The organism is Streptosporangium roseum DSM 43021 (genome assembly GCF_000024865.1).
Lineage (GTDB): Bacteria > Actinomycetota > Actinomycetes > Streptosporangiales > Streptosporangiaceae > Streptosporangium > Streptosporangium roseum.
Genome location: NC_013595.1, coordinates 250,375 through 266,663 on the forward strand (window position 1 = coordinate 250,375; position 16,289 = coordinate 266,663).

At 68.6% G+C, this 16,289-nt stretch carries 16 protein-coding genes; 9 read left to right on the forward strand and 7 right to left on the reverse strand.

All coding sequences use genetic code 11. The features are described from left to right. The first annotated feature begins 100 nt into the window (after positions 1-100). On the forward strand, positions 101-604 hold the full coding sequence (locus SROS_RS45565) for a hypothetical protein (protein ID WP_012887041.1): 504 nt from the start codon (positions 101-103) through the stop codon (positions 602-604). 283 nt (positions 605-887) lie between these two features. Next, positions 888-1,061 carry a hypothetical protein gene (locus tag SROS_RS52600; protein ID WP_012887042.1) on the forward strand — a complete coding sequence of 58 codons (174 nt, stop codon included), beginning with the start codon at positions 888-890 and terminating at the stop codon, positions 1,059-1,061. A 62-nt stretch (positions 1,062-1,123) separates the two neighbouring features. On the opposite strand, the gene SROS_RS45570 is transcribed toward SROS_RS52600, so the two are convergent. Beyond that, positions 1,124-1,747 (reverse strand): hypothetical protein, encoded by a 624-nt coding sequence (locus SROS_RS45570; RefSeq protein ID WP_052316841.1) that lies wholly within the window; start codon positions 1,745-1,747, stop codon positions 1,124-1,126. 577 nt (positions 1,748-2,324) lie between these two features. On the opposite strand from SROS_RS45570, the gene SROS_RS01235 reads away from it, so the two are divergent. Next, on the forward strand, positions 2,325-2,645 hold the full coding sequence (locus tag SROS_RS01235; protein ID WP_012887044.1) for a GYD domain-containing protein: 321 nt from the start codon (positions 2,325-2,327) through the stop codon (positions 2,643-2,645). Between the two features lie 218 nt (positions 2,646-2,863). On the opposite strand, the gene SROS_RS49075 is transcribed toward SROS_RS01235, so the two are convergent. Further along, positions 2,864-3,136 (reverse strand): hypothetical protein, encoded by a 273-nt coding sequence (locus tag SROS_RS49075; protein WP_148268912.1) that lies wholly within the window; start codon positions 3,134-3,136, stop codon positions 2,864-2,866. An 803-nt stretch (positions 3,137-3,939) separates the two neighbouring features. On the opposite strand from SROS_RS49075, the gene SROS_RS01240 reads away from it, so the two are divergent. Continuing rightward, entirely contained in the window at positions 3,940-5,166 is a 1,227-nt protein-coding gene (locus SROS_RS01240; protein WP_043651103.1) for a 5'-nucleotidase C-terminal domain-containing protein, read from the forward strand. A 68-nt stretch (positions 5,167-5,234) separates the two neighbouring features. Here SROS_RS01240 and SROS_RS01245 read toward each other — a convergent pair whose 3' ends face one another. The 5 genes from SROS_RS01245 to SROS_RS01265 all read right to left on the reverse strand — a co-directional run bounded on the left by SROS_RS01245 (position 5,235) and on the right by SROS_RS01265 (position 11,559). Continuing rightward, positions 5,235-6,116, reverse strand: coding sequence for a hypothetical protein (locus SROS_RS01245; protein ID WP_012887046.1), 882 nt, complete (start codon positions 6,114-6,116; stop codon positions 5,235-5,237). Positions 6,117-6,283: 167 nt separating this feature from the next. After that, complete coding sequence (locus SROS_RS01250) at positions 6,284-8,755, reverse strand: FtsX-like permease family protein (RefSeq protein ID WP_012887047.1); 2,472 nt, start codon at positions 8,753-8,755, stop codon at positions 6,284-6,286. After that, the gene (locus tag SROS_RS01255) at positions 8,752-9,483 is read right to left on the reverse strand and encodes an ABC transporter ATP-binding protein (RefSeq protein ID WP_012887048.1); all 732 of its coding nucleotides are present in this window, start codon (positions 9,481-9,483) and stop codon (positions 8,752-8,754) included. The genes SROS_RS01250 and SROS_RS01255 overlap by 4 nt, the downstream gene beginning before the upstream one ends. Further along, positions 9,480-9,725, reverse strand: a complete 246-nt coding sequence (locus SROS_RS01260; protein ID WP_012887049.1) for a hypothetical protein — start codon at positions 9,723-9,725, stop codon at positions 9,480-9,482. The genes SROS_RS01255 and SROS_RS01260 overlap by 4 nt, the downstream gene beginning before the upstream one ends. Positions 9,726-9,945: 220 nt before the next feature. Beyond that, positions 9,946-11,559: an ADP-ribosyltransferase domain-containing protein gene (locus SROS_RS01265; protein WP_012887050.1), complete on the reverse strand. Its 1,614-nt coding sequence runs from the start codon at positions 11,557-11,559 to the stop codon at positions 9,946-9,948. A gap of 317 nt (positions 11,560-11,876) precedes the next feature. On the opposite strand from SROS_RS01265, the gene SROS_RS01270 reads away from it, so the two are divergent. From SROS_RS01270 to SROS_RS01290, 5 genes are all read left to right on the forward strand, one after another. After that, positions 11,877-12,551, forward strand: coding sequence for a macro domain-containing protein (locus SROS_RS01270; protein WP_012887051.1), 675 nt, complete (start codon positions 11,877-11,879; stop codon positions 12,549-12,551). Positions 12,552-12,863: 312 nt separating this feature from the next. Then, positions 12,864-13,775 (forward strand): ABC transporter ATP-binding protein, encoded by a 912-nt coding sequence (locus SROS_RS01275; RefSeq protein WP_012887052.1) that lies wholly within the window; start codon positions 12,864-12,866, stop codon positions 13,773-13,775. Between the two features lie 11 nt (positions 13,776-13,786). Further along, positions 13,787-14,482: an ABC transporter permease gene (locus SROS_RS01280; RefSeq protein WP_012887053.1), complete on the forward strand. Its 696-nt coding sequence runs from the start codon at positions 13,787-13,789 to the stop codon at positions 14,480-14,482. 3 nt (positions 14,483-14,485) lie between these two features. After that, positions 14,486-15,649: a sensor histidine kinase gene (locus SROS_RS01285; protein WP_012887054.1), complete on the forward strand. Its 1,164-nt coding sequence runs from the start codon at positions 14,486-14,488 to the stop codon at positions 15,647-15,649. Further along, positions 15,642-16,286, forward strand: coding sequence for a response regulator (locus SROS_RS01290; protein WP_012887055.1), 645 nt, complete (start codon positions 15,642-15,644; stop codon positions 16,284-16,286). The genes SROS_RS01285 and SROS_RS01290 overlap by 8 nt, the downstream gene beginning before the upstream one ends. Positions 16,287-16,289: the final 3 nt, after the last annotated feature.

Below are 16,289 nucleotides of genomic sequence, written 5' to 3' on the forward strand. Positions count from 1 at the left end.
GGACTTGGAAGCTATTACACGTTTATGACATGGCGCGGACAGTCCGCTCACAGGGGCGGACCAGGGTGTTGGGCAGCCAGCCGACCCATTGGAGAGAACCGTGTTGATCACCAAGCGACGCCTCGCCGTCCTGGCCGCCCTTCCCACCCTGGCGCTGAGCGCGGCGTGTGGAGCCCAGAGCTTCGCCAGCGCGTCGAGCCCCGCTCCCGACTCCGCCAAGCCCAGCTGGCACGAGACCGCGGTGAAGTTCGCCGGGTGCATGCGGCAGAACGGGATCGACATCCCGGACCCGGTCAAGGGCCAGGACATCGACACCAGCGCCGTCACCAAGGTCACCCAGGCCAAGCTCGACGCCGGCATGAAGGCGTGCAAGGAGTGGGACTCGGTGCTTCTCGGCAGCGCCGAGCCGTCCTCACCCGAGGACGACGCCAAGTTCGCCGTGTGGGCCGAGTGCCTGCGTAAGGGCGGCGTCTGGCAGCCCATCGACAAGGACGAGGAGAAGCCGGCCGGGTTCAAACAGGTCAAGCCCGGCTCGGCTGCCGAGAAGCGGGTCTTCGACGGGTGCGCCTCCCTGCAGCCGCCCGCGCCGTACGAGGAGGACTAGCCACCCGCGCGCTCTCGCCAGGCCATGCCTTTCCCTCCACGGGGACGAGGGGAGGGTTGGCGGGAACACGGGCCGGTCCCGGCTCCTCGCGTCAGGAACCGGGGCCGGCCGAGCACTCCTGACAGGGCTGTGCAGAGCGGTATGACATCCCCAAACAGCACTTCTGGCTGCACGGGCCCCGGATCGGGTCCGGCGGTCGAGTTCGACGCCCGGACCGGGCTGTGGAACGTCCGTAGTTACGCAGCGGGCCGCTCGGCTCGCGTTTCTCGATTGCCCTGATCACATGGGCGTAGACGCGGAGCGTGATGGACGGATCGGCGTGGCCGGGCCGGGCGGCGACGACATGGACGGAGGCGCCGGCCAGGAGCGGCGTCGTGGCGTGGATGTGGCGAAGGTCGTGGCAATTCCCAAGTTGACAGAACGGATGGTCCGTATCTGCACGCTCCTCAAGGCGTGACTGTCCGAGTACCGAGGGCTTTCGATCAGAAACCTTGAGCTCTTCATCCCGTTGGGGTGCCGTCAGTCGAACCAGACGACCAATCGCACGCCGTCAGGCCCGAACCGCCGCGCCAACGCCTGCATCACCCCGAAGACGTGTTCCCACCCGGTGCCCGGTCCCAGCACATCCAGTCGCGTCAGTGGGCCGTACTCGAGCGTCGCTCCAGAAGCCTCCCATCGACTCGCGGGAGCCCCGACGGGCGAGGTGCCCACGGGCGGCATGCGATACAGCTTCACAAGCTCATCGGGCCACTGGTCGTCGATCCGATACCGGCGGATCGACGAGTCTTGTCCCGACTGAATCTGAAGCACCCCACGAGCGGCGGGACGAACGGTCATGTCCAGATCACGGAGCTCCGCCCATGAAACCCACGTGCAGCCATGTACGGCGGCATCGATTCGCGCGGAGTTCGCATGGTCGGTACGGACCGGTTCCGACACGTCGGCCGGTAGGCCACGACCGGCCGCGGTAGGGGTCCAGCCGAGCCAGTTACGAACGCCGAAGAGGCAGCCGAACGACTCGTAGTCCCGGTCGTCATAGAGCGGATAGAGGGGTATGGACAGCGCCCATGCGTCGCCTTCGTACCAGTCCTCGTCAGCGCGCGGGTGACGAGTCTCGATGAAGCCGTATATATCGGTGCCCACGATGACAGGGTAGACAGATCCAGAACACTGGCGGCTGTCCCAGACGATCACAATGCTTGGCCGCCGGCAGTGACCGTAACGGTCACGGGCTGTAAAACCGCTGCAGGCATAGAAGTATTAGATTGCGCAAGAAATCCCTTTTCTGCTCCTTTTCGGGAGCACGGCAGGGGCGATGACGCGCGGATCCAGGTTGCACACCGCAGACATGAGAGATCTGGGCATTCTCCTTGCAGACATCAGGCCTGACCTCGAAAACCACCATAAAAGGGGCAATCTGTGGCATAGCATCATCCGTTACCAGGCGCCCGGAGCGCCGCCTGTATGGGGGCCGGAATGTTCCTTCGCTTGTCGCGCTTCTCGACCAGGCCCAGAGACTGAATCGCCTGACCGGCTCCGTGAAGACAGCAGACCCTGCTGATCGAACAGGGTGCGCTGCAGGCTTCGCAGCGTAAGGCCGCGACAGGGGAAAACCAGTACAGCGGGTGGGGTTACCGTCACCCTAAGCCGAGAACTTCGACCCTGTGACCGCAATGGCCGCCCCAGCGCAGGGTGGCGGCACGAGAAGAGGGACTCGACCATGCCCAAGTATCTGATTCAGGCGACCTACACCGCGGATGGCCTCAAAGGAGTGTTGCACGATGGCGGCACCGGACGCCGGCAAGCGGTGGAGCGCATGGCGGAAAGCGTCGGCGGGCGGGTCGAGCAGATGTATTTCGCGTTCGGCGAGACAGACACGTATGTGATCGTCGACCTGCCGAGCAATGCGGCTTCGGCCGCTGTGGGTCTCACGATATCGGCCTCTGGAGCGGTACGAACGAAGACGGCTGTCCTGCTGACGCCAGAGGAGATCGACGACGCCGCGCGGATGGAGGTGGCATACCGGGCCCCTGGCGCGTGACAGCCGGGTGATTGCGAGCACCTGGACTATGGCTTGTGCGGCTTCTGCCGGGATGAGACCAGGCGTCGTCGTCTCCGTTCGCGATGGCGGAGGTTCTCATCTCCCTCGGTCCCGTGCTCGAAGGCCATCGCCGGCAATTGGTCATCGACTGGCTGGTCTCTCCGCAGGCTGAAGGATCGCCGAGGCCGCGGCGGGCTCGCTGGTGACCACGGGTCGTCTCATCGAACTGTTCGGCGTGGAGTGCCGGCCCGCGCCAGGCTTTGATCTTGTTGATGCAGCGCCCGACCGTGGGGCGTTCCTTGTACAGACTCGACCGTGGCGCGTTCCTTGCACAGATCGGTGTCGTAGCTGACGGGGCGGCCTCCGCGTGAGCCCTTCTTCTTGCGGTTGGCCGCTCGGCCGCTCTTTTCCGGGATAACTCCCTTGATGTGGCGGCGCCGGTCGTCCGCCGCCTTCTCCAGGGCGGTGAGGACCTTCTCGTCGACAACCACGCCGGCGGCATCGTGATGGGCGCGTGAGATGCCCCGAATCCTCCGGGCAGTGACCCCGCAACAAGTCCATGACGAGCATCCGAACCAGCAGTTCGCAGCGTGAATCAACCGTGGAGCAGGTGTCCGGAAAATGCAGGGTACACCAGTGCGGCCAGCCTCGGCGCATACGATTGTCCGGCTTGTATGTTTGTCGGGCTATCGGTGATCCCTACCGCAAGAGGTCCCGTGGCCGAGTCGGAGAAGACGCAGAGCACGTCGCCTGGGATGAAAAGCGCCCAGGTCATCATGGTGCTCCAAGCAGTTTTCGGGCCCGCCGGAAGCCTGTTGTCTGCTGACCTCCTCATCGGGGCGGCAGTCGAACTGCAATGGGGGACACCGGCCCTCTCGTAGTAGCGCTCGAAAAACCTGTGGAAGTTGCGCGGCTCGACAGGGGACCCGTTCCTCATGGTGAACACGGGATCGGAGTCCTGACGCCTCGCCCTGGCGTCCTGGCGGCCTCCTCCTGAGTTCACCCGCGATTCGGCCCTCGCGGAATTGTCGGCCGGCCTGGCTAGCATCTGCTCCTCCAAGGGAACGGGCTAATCCGTTGTTCCTTGCACGTCCAGATCTGTCGTCGCAGATCGCAGGAGAGGAATATCGTGGGATTATCAGGTAGCGTTGGGCGCCGAATCGGGGTGCTGGTGGCCGTTATTGCCATGGCATCCGGAGCCTTTGTTTCAGGAGCGCAGGCCGCCCCGAATCCGGTTGTTTTCGGCACGGCTTCCGCTTCACCAAAGGCTCATACCGGTGCCTGCCCGGCGACCGTGACGCTGTCCACCACCGTGAAGGTCAAGGCGCCGGTGGCGCTGAAGTACGCGTGGACCTTCAGCGATGGAGACAGGAGCCGCGCCAAGACCTACAAGGTCGGCGGCAAGGGCCTCAAGACCGTTCGGCTGTCCACGTCGATCAAGGTCACCGGTGATGCTCGTGGCTGGGGCGCGGTTCGCCTGGTCAGCCCGGTGAAGAAGACCTCCGGGAAAGCCTCGTTCGCCGTCACCTGCGCCGGTGACACGGAGAGTACGGGCGACGTGTGGGACAGCGTGGCCACCTCCGCTGAGGGGTCCGAGACGCCGGATGTCTCGGCTACGCCGCCTCCTGCCGGGCAGGACGACGACAAGCCCGCTCAGAACCTGGTGCGGAAGGCCACCATCGTCTTCGAGCGGACCACCGCCTCGAAGTGCCCGGTGACCTTCAAGATCCACGGCCACTTCGAGGGGCTTCCCGCCGGCGCGCAGGCAGTTCAGTATCGCCTCGTCGGCACTCAGGAGTGGAAGACCGTCAACGTGCCGGCCGACCACGGCGCCGTCTTCACCACCGTGCTGGAGACGTTCAACTGGGACTGGGAGACGGACCAGACCTCGGTGCAGATCCAGATCAGGCAGCCGGACGGCCTCATGTCCAACACCCTCTACTACTTCAAGTGCGGTCCGCCGAGCGACAAGGAGAGCTTCGGCGCCACCGCCGAGAAGATCACGCTGACCGCCGCCGGCGGCCCGCTCGTCGAACTGGTCGCCGACGCCTACCTGGACGCGGTCCAGGCCGTCTCCGGCGCACAGGTCGCCCTCGTCAGCAGGTACGGGTTCCGCGCGGAACTGAACGCGGGTCCGGTCACCTACGAGGAACTGTGGGCCACCCAGCCCGCCGGGCTCGCCGTCGACGTGAACGCGATGACCGGCGCACAGCTCAAGAAGCTGCTGGCGCACCCGAACCCCTCGGGCTGGGTGCTGACCCCCTCGTCCTCGCTCCGTTACACGTTGCAGGGCGGGGCGGTGACCGAGATCACGCTGAACGGTACTCCGGTGACCGACACTCAAGTGATCAAGATCGCGGCCAACTACATACTGATGGGCGGCTGGCAGGGCTTCCCGAGGTGGGAGGGGAGCACCAGCGTCTACCACGGCGGGCCGGACGACACGGGAGCGCTGGCGTCCTACATCGTGAAGAACTCGCCGGTCAGGGCGCCGAAGGGGGACCGCGTCACTATTCGATGAGTGACCCGGCCGGCCGGGCGGCATGACGCCGCCCGGCCGGGCCGGATCACGGATTTTCCCGTGCGTGGTCAGGTGTTCTTGTCGTCCGGGGGAATGGGTGTGTTCTGGATGCGGATGTACTCCAGCAGATCATCTTCGTCGATGACCTCGTCCGCGGGCGGGGCGGTGATGACGAGGCGGAACCCCCACCTGGTGTAGCGCGTGTCGCTCCGCTTGACCAGCGGATCTTTCCCCGCTCCCACGGTGTCGGTGGTGACCAGGCGCTTGAGCAGACCGTCACGGTCGGCCCAGAGCTGCCAGGAGATCTTGCCCTTGGTCTTCTCGCCGATGGGCTTACCCGAGGCCCAGTTGATCAAGGTGTCCTTGGAAATCTTGCGCAGTTCCTTGTAACTCATCGTGCCCCGGTAGAGGAAGCCGCCGGAGACGGGCTTGCCCGCCGAGCACTTCAGCACGGCCTTCATCATGGACGGGTCGTACACGTTGAGCGGCTGCAGGCTGGCGTCCCGGGCCATGTCCCGGGCCATCTGTCCCCTGTGCTTGTTCGGGAACCGGATCCACTTCTTGCCATCCGGAACCGGCCCGGGGTACTGGTCGCTGTCGTCGTACACGTCTTTACCGACGCGGATCACACGGTAGGGGCCCGGCTTCTCGGCCGGGGCCCCTCCACCCGTCGGCCGGGGAAGGTCCCACCAGGTGAAATCCGCAGCCACTGGACCCGATGGGGCCAGCTGGAGGCTGCCGCTGCTCCGGGTCCCGCTCCCGGAGACCGTCGACTTCGTGCCGAAGAAGTAGCGGTTGGTCTCGGAAATCCGAACGCCATGCTCGTTTCGGAGCTGCCGCTTGAGCGCGTGCGCCGGATCGGGAGCACCCGCCTGCGCGGCGGCGGGACTCGTGGCAACCGGTACGGACGCGATCAGTACGGCGAGCGCCAGAGCAGCCCATCGTCTCATGGGGGTATTTGTCCTTCTTGTTGAGCTTTTGGGGCAGTCAACGGAAAGGTGAGCTCAAATGCGATGGTAACTGGCGCATTCCATCGGTGTCTTTGTCCGCTCGGGAATTCGGCCCCGTGCTCCACTCCGTGGCCGGCTGTCCGGCCGAGGAGGTCTTCTCGGAGCCATCAGGCGCGGCGGATCATCTGCCGGGAAGGGATGGCCAGGGCCAGCCAGACGACCACGGTGATGGTGAGGACGACGGCCGGCGCGAGCCAGACAGGACCCGCCGGCCAGGGCCGGGAGAGAAAGCCGATGCTCAGCATGGTCAGCGGGGCGGTGGACAGGAGCAGCCCGGATCCGGCGGCCGCGGCGGCGATGACCAGGGCCTCCCAGCGGATCATGGTGCGGAGCTGGCGGGGAGTGGCGCCCAGGTCGCGCAGGGCGGTCAGCTCGGCGGACCGCGCGGTGGTGGTGGCGACCAGGCGGTTGACGACCGCGACCAGGACGTAGCCCAGGAGTACGGCGAGGACCGCGATGTTCACGAGGATCTCGCCCGAGGGCCTGCCCATCTCCGGGGCGGCGGGGTCGCCGGACAGGACGGTACCCGGCCACTGCTTCAGGAGCGCGGGAAGGGGCGACGGACCCGGCGCGAGCCGTACAAGGATCGTGGAGTCCAGACCTGTGGTGGTGTGCCCGGAAGCGAGGTCGCGGGAGACGGCGACGGGCCCGAAGCCGAGCGCGCGGGTGTAGGTGGCGACCACGCGGGCCGTCACCGCGGTGCCGTCGCCCAGGGTGAGGTCGACGTGATCGCCGAGCTTTCCGGCGCGTTCGTCGACGGCGATCGTGTCGCCCTTGAGCGCGGCCAGGCTGCCGCCTACGATGCCCAGATCCACCAGGCCTTCGGCGTCGGGGCCGAGCACCATGGCCGGCCGGGGTTCGAGCCGACGGGAGTCGTCGCCGAGGGCCAGGGAGCGGGTCAGCACGGTGGTCGTGGTGAACGCGGTGGCGGCGGTGACGCCCCGGGTGGCGCGTATGTCGGAGAGCAGGCCGTGCGGGATGCCGCCGAGGAGCGGCGCGGTGATCGTGGCGTCGGCGCGGATGCCCTGGGCCGCCTCGTCGCCGGAGGCCTTCGCGATCGTGGTCTGGGTCAGCACGACGCTGAGCGACAGGGTGACGACCATGCCGAGGGCGGCGATGGCGCCCGCGGTCCTGAGCGCGTAGCCGTGGGTGTTGCTCACCGCGAGCCAGGCGGGCGCGGACAGACCGGGCGGCAGCCGCCTGGCGAGCAGGCCCGTCGCCCGCTGGACCAGCCAGGGGCCGGCCATGGCGAGCCCGATCACGGCCAGCAGCGCCGCGGTGGCCGGGCCGACGGCGGCCATCTCGGTGCGGATCAGCAGCGGGGCCGTGGAGAGCACGACCGAGGCCAGTATGAGCAGCAGCCCGCCGTTCGTGCGAATGCGGGAGGGCGTGCGCGGCTCGCCGGCCGACTCCGCGACGGCGGCCACCGCCGGCATCCGCGACGCGCGCAGGGACGCGCCCCACGTCGACATCCTGACCACACCGGACAGCAGCAGCGCGGCGGCCACGGCGGGCAGCGGGCTGTAGGAGAGCGGGAGATCGCCGGGCAGCGTGCCGACCGACACCAGCAACTCGCCGAACCGGGCGGCCAGATAGTAGCCGAGCGCCGCTCCCGGTGCCATCGCCGCCAGCGCGGCCGCGGTTCCCTGCACGGCGACCAGCTTCCGCACCTGGCGCGGCGTGGCACCGGCCGCACGCAGCAGCGCCAGGTCGCGCCGCTGCCTGTTGATCGACAGAGCCAGCCCGCCGGCGACCACGAACCCGACGACCATCAGGCTGATCCCGCTGATGGAGGCGGGCAGCGCGATGAGCATGCCGCGGGCGGCGGCCGTACCGGGGGCTTCGGCGTCCCCCCTGGCCCGGCCGGTGGAGATCTCGTACCGGTCGCCGAGCCGCTCGGCGAGCTCGTCGGCGAGCGCGGCCGCGGTGACGCCGTCCTCGGCCCTGAGCGCGACGAGGTCCACGGTCTTCGCCCGCGGCCCGGCATCCCTGGCGGCCAGCTTGGCCGCGGCCTCGTCGCTGAAGTACAGGCCGGGCGCGTCGACGAGCGCGGTGACGCGGTAGTCGCCCGCCGTCCCGCCCGCGATGACACGCACCGTCTGCCCGATCCGTGCTCTTTCCATGCTGTACGGCAGGGCGATCTCGTCGCCCGTGTTCGGCGGGGTGCCGGTCACCTTCCTGCCCGCGCCGGCCAGCGCGGCAGAGGACCAGCCGTGGCCGGACATGCTCGCCGTGACGGGGCCGGACGTGCTCGCCGTGACGGGAAGGACGGCGGCGGGAAAGCTGAGGTCGCCGACGGCGGCCGCGACGCCCGGCACGGCGGCGAGCTGAGCGACCAGAGAGCCGGGCACCACGGCCCGCTCGGGCAGCGCGGCCGGCAGGTCCTCCTTCTGCGGAATGGACTGCCTGGCCGAGACGATCACGTCGGCGCCGGGCAGGCGCTGGGTGGAGACGCTCGACCGCAGGCCCGACTCGATGATCACACCGGAGCCGGTGAGCAGCGCCATCCCGCCGAACACGGCGAGAAAGGCCACGACGAGGCCGCTGAGCCCGGCCAGGGAGAGTGCTGTCCTGATCACCTGGCTCCCTCCGGTACGGCGGTGAGCTGCGTGAGTCGCTGCGCCAGATCACTGGCCGTGGGGGCGGACAGCAGGTCCACCACCCTGCCGTCGGCCATGACGAGCGTGTCGTGTGCCCTCGCCGCGGCAGCGGGGTCGTGCGTGACCATGACCACGGTCTGACCGAGGTCGTCGACCAGCTCGCGCAGCAGGTCCAGCACCTGGGAGGCGCTGCGCAGGTCGAGAGCGCCCGTGGGCTCGTCTGCGAAGACCACGTCGGGACGGGCGGCGAGCGCGCGCACGATCGCGGCGCGCTGCTGCTGACCGCCGGAGAGTTCCGCCGGCCGGTGCCGCAGCCGTCCGCCGAGGCCGACCCGCTCGACCAGTTCGCGCAGCCAGGCCGGGTCGGGGCGGAGTCCGGCCAGGCGGAGCGGCAGCGTGATGTTGTGCTCGACGCTGACGGCGGGCAGCAGGTTGTAGGACTGGAAGACGAAGCCGATGTGCTTCCTGCGCAGCTCGGTGCGCTTGGTCTCGTTGAGCCGGGTGACGTCCACGCCGCCGATGGTGACCGCGCCCGAGGTGGGCGTGTCGAGCCCGGCCGCGCAGTTCAGCAACGTGCTCTTGCCCGAGCCCGACGGTCCCATGACGGCGACGAACCGGCCGCGTGGGAAGGCGAGCGACACGTTGTCGAGCGCGACGAGCTCACCGTGCTTCTTGACGACGTCGGTCAGGGTGACGACTCCACTCATGACCGCCGCCGGCGGAAATGGTGGGTGACGAGGCCGGCGATGCAGGCGACGGCGACGATTCCGGCGGCCGTGCCGGGCACGGTGGCGGTCGCACTTCCGAAGGTGTTCAGGACGATGTTGATCGAGGCGCTCACGATGAGGACGATCCACAGCAGCGCGCGAAGCGCGGTGCCGCCGCCACGCGGCCCGGAGACGGGTGCGGGTGGACGGCCTGACAGATCGAGGCGGTGGGGATCGTTCATACCGATCACCCTAGAAACCCGTCCCACCTGCGGAAATCCCGCCAGCTACCCAAGGCTTGGTAGTGCAGGCCGGAATGATGTCCCCCGTATGCCCACCCTGAGGTGACGGGGTGCCCCGTGACGCCTTCGAGGCGCTTGAACGCCTGGCGGGTGGCTCCGGCGGCCCGGGGCGTCGCCGCCGGGCCGCCGGAGCTTCATCGCCGGAGACGTCCTCCGCTGCTCACGCCACCAGGTGCTGCTCGGCCAGTTCGGTCAGCTTCACGGTGTACAGGCCGCCGCGTTCGGCCTTCACGTCGGTCACCTTGAGCTGAGTGCCGGGGGCGAGGATGAACTCCTCCTCGCCGGTGAACGCGGAGAAACCGCGGATGCCCACGGCCCGCATGGGGAGCACCTCGAAGAGCGTCCGCTTGCCGCGGCCGAGGAACGCCTGGGCCACGCTGAGCTTCGACGTACACGAGGACACGCCCCACCACGTCACGGTGCGGCCGAGTGGGTACTGCGCCCGCAGGTCCAGCGATACTCCGCGCCACAACGGTTCCTTGCGGGCCGGCAGGCGCGACACGGCGGAGAACAGGAGCCGCAGGTACGACCGGTACGGGACGATCCGGGTGCGGTCCGGGTCGCGCAGGATGGCGTTGATCTTCCGGTAGAACGCAGACTCGCAGGTATAGAGGTAGAGGGCCGCGATCTCGTCGGCGGACAGGCCGTCGGCCGCGCCGTCCGCCTGCTGCCGGCCGAACCGGTGCGACTGCTCCATGTGCCAGTCGAGACCCGACAGCAGCTTGGCCACCGGGGCCACGGCCTCGCGGAAGTCCATGAGCGGGGTGTCGAACACGCCGGTGATCGCCGGAAGCTCCAGCCCCTCGTCCTTGACGCCGGCGAGCCGTTCGAGGTAGAGCTTGTGCAACTCCATCGTGGAGGCGATGAACGCCCCCATCCGGTCGGCCGCGTCCGCGTCCGCCCCGTCGGTCCGCGCCGCGAGCTTGTTCCATCCCTTGCCGGGCAGCCAGTCGATCTCGTCGGTCCCGAGCGCCTTGAGTGCCGTGTTCACGGCGGCGAAGTGGTTCCCGTCGCAGAAGATGTCGCCCTGTGCCGCGGGGTTGGGGTGGTCGATGTGCCAGACCTCCACCTCGGGATACTTCTGCTGGAGCCGGAGGACGACCTCTTTCAGGCTGCGGGCGTGCGCTCCCCACCACGCGAACACCACGCCCCGGTCCTTCTCGTCGGCGTTCTGCTTGGCCTTCAGGATCTCCTCGACGAGCTTCTCGACGACCGGTCGCCAGAACGCGGTGTGCCGGTCGGTGGCCATCGCCTTGTCGCCGCTGGCGGTGAGCGCCGCGTTCAGAAGCAGGACGCCCTGCGTGAGCATCGCCTGGAACCACTCCGGCGGCTGGACGGTGTCGTGCTTCTTCAGGAGTGCGCGGATGTCGGCGATCGGCGTCTTCTTGGGGATGCCGTGCTTCCACATCGCCGCCGCCTTGATGATGCAGCGGATGGTGATGACCTTGCCGAACTGGCTGTCGTCCCAGTCGTGGAAGGTGTTGTCGAACATGGCGATGCCGGTGGCGCTCTCAGCCCGCGGGTACGGGTTCTGGCCGAAGACGACGACCTTCCACTTGTGCGGCGGGTTGGGCTTGAGCGCCTGGAAGGTCAGCTCCCGGACGGGCACGACCTGGGGGCTGCGGCCCGGGCCGATGAACGTGGCCGCGGCCGGCTGCGCCTCGATGACCGGCTTCAGGAGTGGCAGCCACGGCTCGCCGCCGCCCTTGAAGAGTTCGGCGAGGGCCAGCGGGTCATTCGGGTCGGGCGGGGTGGCGGCGTCGACGTCGCTCATCGTGAGCTCCCGGATAGGCGAGCCGTATCGGTGACGGCACGGGTGATTGAGGTGGGGGAATTGTGCCGCGTGAAGATCCCGTATGCGATGTCGGGGAACCGGAGAGCCCGTCCGCCGGAGTGGGCGGGCTCTCCGGCCGCGACGGGCGGTTCGCCGTAAGGCCTGGTCAGTGGAGGGTTCAGGCAGGGCGGCCCGGAGCCGGCGCGCTCGCGAGCGCGGAGATCGTTCCCGAACCCCCGACCAAGATCCCGTTTTGTCCGTGTGGCGCGATATCTTCGTGGCTGTTGGAAACCCCCTCCCCACGCCCGGAGTGAGCCATGACCATCAAGCATGTGAAGCCGCCGCTCAAGGTGGTGCTGGTGGACGTCAACGCGAAGGTGGTGCAGGCGGGGCGGGCGGCGTTCGCCGACACCCCCGAGGTCGAGATCCACAAGGGGTCGATCCTCACCCGGCACGTCGATGCCTGGGTCAGCCCGACCAACTCCCGCGGGCGGATGGACGGCGGGGTCGACGCGGCCATCAAGCGGCACCTCGGGGCTGGGATCCAGTTGCGCGTCCAGCGGGCGATCCGCGATCGGTTCGGCGGGTCGTTGCCGGTGGGAAGTGCCGTGTGCGTACCGTCCGGGGCGACCAACCCGAAGTTCCTGATCTCGACGCCGACGATGGTGGAGTCGGTGCAGGACGTGAGCGAGACGCTGAACGTGGCTCTGGCGTGCGCCGCCGCGTTCCAGGCCATCCACATGCAGAACGAGGCGGAGCCGGGCAGCATCGAGTCGGTGGCGCTGGTCGGCATGGGCGCGGCGACGGGCGGGGTGCCGCCGCGGGTGTGCGCCAACCTGATGTGGACCGGCTACACCCTGTTCAACGACTACTACTTCCGGGACTACGACGACCTGCGGAAGACGATCCGCGAGCAGCTCGACGACATCGGCAGCCGCCCCGAGGATGAGCGGGTGCGGATCAGTCCGCCCACCGACCGGGCCCGCGGTTGACGAGGTGCGCGGTCTGATCGAGCGGCTTCCCGTGGTTGACGAGGTGCGCGCGGTCTGATCGAGCGGTTTCCCGCGGTTGACGAGGCGGACGCGACCTGATCGAGCGGCTTCCCGTGCCCCGGCCCGCTGCCGCTACGAGGCGGGTCGCAGGCGTGTGAGGTGATCGGAGGACCGATGCCGGTCCGCGCACCTGGCACGCCGGTGTCTCGGCGGACATCAACCGATCGGTGGATTTTCCGGTCAGTCGCATACGGGGAGGATCCTGGCCGGCAGGTCGATTCGCCTGAGGAGCGGGCGGAAGATGCTTGATCCATGGCAGTCATCGAAGTCACCGGCCTCCGCAAGAGGTACGCGGATCTGACGGTTCTGGACGGGGTGTCGTTCTCCGTGGAGGAGGGCGAGATCTTCGGCATCCTCGGGCCCAACGGCACCGGCAAGACCACCGCCGTGGAGTGCGTGGAGGGGCTGCGGCGGCCCGACGGCGGGTCGATCAGGGTGCTGGGGCTCGACCCGGTCAAGGACGGGCGGGAGCTGCGCGAGCAGATCGGCGTGCAGCTCCAGCACACGCAGTTGCCGGAGAACATCAAGGTGTGGGAGGCGCTGGACCTCTACGCCTCCTTCTACGCCAAGCCGCGCGACTGGCGGGAGCTGCTGGAGGAGTGGGGACTGGCCGGCAAGCGCGACGCCCGCTTCGGGAAGCTGTCGGGTGGCCAGAAGCAGCGGCTGTTCATCGCCCTGGCGCTGGTCGGCGATCCGCGGGTGGCCTTCCTCGACGAGCTGACCACGGGGCTCGACCCGCAGGCCCGCCGTACCACCTGGGAGCTGATCAAGCGGGTCCGTGCGAGTGGCGTGACGGTGGTGCTGGTCAGCCATTTCATGGACGAGGTGGAGGAGCTCTGCGACAGGGTCGCCGTTTTCGACCGCGGCCGCGTCGTCGCGATCGACACCCCGGCCGGGCTGATCGACGGGATCGACGCCGAGCACCACATGAGGTTCACGCTGATGAGCGGCGACCTGGTCGAGCTGGGTGAGCTGCCCGGCGTGACCGGGGTGAGCAGGGACGGGAACCGGGTGGTCGTCAGGGGCCGGGGGGATTTCGCCACGGCTGTCACCGCTCAGCTCGCCCGGCATCACATCCTGGTCAGCGACCTGCGCATCGACAAGCGCACCCTCGACGACGCGTTCGTCGCCCTGACCGGCCGTTCGTTCGACTCCACCCACTGACAGAGGAAACCATGACCAAGCTCGCCGTCGTCGAACTGAAGCTGCTGACCAGGGAGCCCGGGGCGATGTTCTCGCTTCTCATCCCGCTGTTCATTTTGGTGATCTTCGGAAGCTCGATCGAGCCGGGTGACACCGTGCTCCTGCCGATGGCGCTGGCGATCGCCGTGGGGCTCGTGGGGCTGTACATGCTGCCCACCACCATGGCCACCTATCGGGAGAGGGGCATCCTGCGCAGGCTCTCGACCACCCCGGTGCGTCCCGCGAGCATGCTGGTGGTGCAGCTGGTCCTGCAGTTCGTCCTCGCGATGGTCGCCTGCGGCCTGCTGCTGACTGTCGCGGGCACCGTACTGGGTGCTCAGCTGCCCTCCCGGGGGCTGCTGATCGCGGTGACCTTCCTGCTCGGCACGGCGGGGATGTTCGCCATCGGGCTGCTCATCGCGGCCCTGGCTCCGAACGGGCGGGCCGCCAACGGGGTGGGTGTCCTGCTGTACTTCCCGATGGCCTTCCTCGCCGGGCTGATCCAGCCCACGGATCAAATGCCCGTTATCTTGGCTCATGTTGGCAAATACACCCCTCTGGGCGCTTTCCGGCAGAGCCTGCAGGACGTCTGGGCGGGTGGTGCCCCCGATCCGCTGCTGCTGGTGGTGATGGCCGCGTACGCGCTGGTCATCAGCATCGCCGCGGCCAGGTTCTTCCGCTGGGAGTGAGACATGACCGGGCAGCTCGACCGGTGGGAGAGGCTTCTGGAGCGCCAGATGGCGGCTGCGCCGTACGTCTTGCTGGTGATCTCCATGGTGCTCTCCCTCCTCATCGACGGCCGCTCATGGCTGACGGTCACGCTGGTCGCGGTGGCCGCAGCCTGGATCCGGCTGGTGCCGCGAGGCGGGCTCTACGTGGCCGGGCTGGTGGTCCTGATCGGGGTGCTCTGCACGCGGGGGATGTGGTTCGCCAGTTTCTTCGGCTTCACCGGCTACCTTCACTCGTGGCAGTACCTGAAAGGGACGTGGCGGTTCGCCGGGGTCACCGCCACGGCGGCGATCAGCGTCGCGGCCTACAACGGCGGGCTGCCCGACCCCACCCCGTCCGCGATCTTCACCTATCTGTTCTTCACCGCCGCCATCGTGGCCGTGGTCGGCGTGTTCAGCTTCGTCGGCGAGATCACGACCGAGCGCAGCGCCGAGCGGAAGCGGATGGTGGCGCAGCTTGAGAAGGCGATGCGGGAGAACGCCGGTCTCCACGCTCAGCTGCTGGTACAGGCGCGGGAGGCGGGTGTGCTGGACGAGCGGCAGCGCATGGCGGCCGAGATCCACGACACCCTCGCCCAGGGCCTGACCGGCATCATCACCCAGCTCCAGGCGGCACAGCAGGCCGAGGACTGGCGGCGCCACATGGACAATGCCGTACGGCTGGCACGGGAGAGCCTCGCCGAAGCCCGCCGCTCCGTCCACGCGGTCGGACCCGGCCAGCTGGAGGCGGCGCCGCTGCCCGAGGCGCTGCGGGAGGTCGTGGCCCGGTGGAGCGAGTTCAACGGGGTGCGTGCCGACTTCACCACGACTGGTACGGTCCGTCCCATGCATCCGGAGGTGGAGGAGACCTTGCTCCGCACAGCGCAGGAGGCCCTGGCCAACGCGGCCAAGCACGCGGGCGCGTCCCGAGTCGGGCTGACCCTCTCCTACATGGAGGACGTGGTCACCCTGGACGTGCGCGACGACGGTGCCGGATTCGATCCCGAGCGCGTCCGAGACGGCGGCGGCTTCGGCCTGACGTCGATGGGCAAGCGCGTCAGCCGTCTGGCGGGCACCCTGGAGATCGAGTCGGAACCCGGCGGCGGCACCGCGGTCTCCGCCAGCGTTCCGGCGGTGGCACGTGGCTGAGGCCCCGATCCGGCTGCTGATCGCCGACGATCATCCCATCGTCCGCGACGGCATCCGCGGCATGTTCGCCGGTGACCCGGGCTTCGAGGTGCTGGCCGAGGCCGGGGACGGCGCGCAGGCCGTCGAGCTCGCACGGGCACTGAACCCGGACGTGATCCTCATGGACCTCCGCATGCCGAAGATGGACGGCGTCATGGCCATCAAGGAACTCGCCAGGCTCGGGGTCGCGGCACGCGTGCTCGTCCTGACCACCTACGACACCGACAAGGACGTCCTGCCCGCCGTCGAGGCCGGGGCCACCGGCTACCTCCTCAAGGACACCCAGCGCGACGATCTCATCCGGGCCGTCCGTACGGCGGCGCGGGGCGAAGCCGTGCTCTCCCCGTCGGTCGCCACCCGCCTCCTCGGGCAGGTGCGCGCTCCCGCCGACCCGCTGAGCGCGCGGGAACTGGAGGTCCTGGAACTCATCGCTCAGGGCACCACCAACCGCGAAGTGGCCGCGCGCCTGTTCATCAGCGAGGCCACGGTCAAGAGCCACCTGCTGCACATCTACACGAAACTCGGCGTCAACGACCGCGCGGCGGCCGTCGCCGTCGCCTTCCGGCGCGGGCTGCTCGATCTGGGGAACGACGGCTGACGG

Bases quoted from the DNA above. Each gene is read 5' to 3' on its own strand.
- SROS_RS52600 (WP_012887042.1), top strand. From the start codon at position 888: ATGGGCGTAGACGCGGAGCGTGATGGACGGATCGGCGTGGCCGGGCCG.
- SROS_RS01235 (WP_012887044.1), top strand. From the start codon at position 2,325: ATGCCCAAGTATCTGATTCAGGCGACCTACACCGCGGATGGCCTCAAA.
- SROS_RS01245 (WP_012887046.1), bottom strand. From the start codon at position 6,116: ATGAGACGATGGGCTGCTCTGGCGCTCGCCGTACTGATCGCGTCCGTA.
- SROS_RS01255 (WP_012887048.1), bottom strand. From the start codon at position 9,483: ATGAGTGGAGTCGTCACCCTGACCGACGTCGTCAAGAAGCACGGTGAG.
- SROS_RS01260 (WP_012887049.1), bottom strand. From the start codon at position 9,725: ATGAACGATCCCCACCGCCTCGATCTGTCAGGCCGTCCACCCGCACCC.
- SROS_RS01265 (WP_012887050.1), bottom strand. From the start codon at position 11,559: ATGAGCGACGTCGACGCCGCCACCCCGCCCGACCCGAATGACCCGCTG.
- SROS_RS01270 (WP_012887051.1), top strand. From the start codon at position 11,877: ATGACCATCAAGCATGTGAAGCCGCCGCTCAAGGTGGTGCTGGTGGAC.
- SROS_RS01275 (WP_012887052.1), top strand. From the start codon at position 12,864: ATGGCAGTCATCGAAGTCACCGGCCTCCGCAAGAGGTACGCGGATCTG.
- SROS_RS01280 (WP_012887053.1), top strand. From the start codon at position 13,787: ATGACCAAGCTCGCCGTCGTCGAACTGAAGCTGCTGACCAGGGAGCCC.
- SROS_RS01285 (WP_012887054.1), top strand. From the start codon at position 14,486: ATGACCGGGCAGCTCGACCGGTGGGAGAGGCTTCTGGAGCGCCAGATG.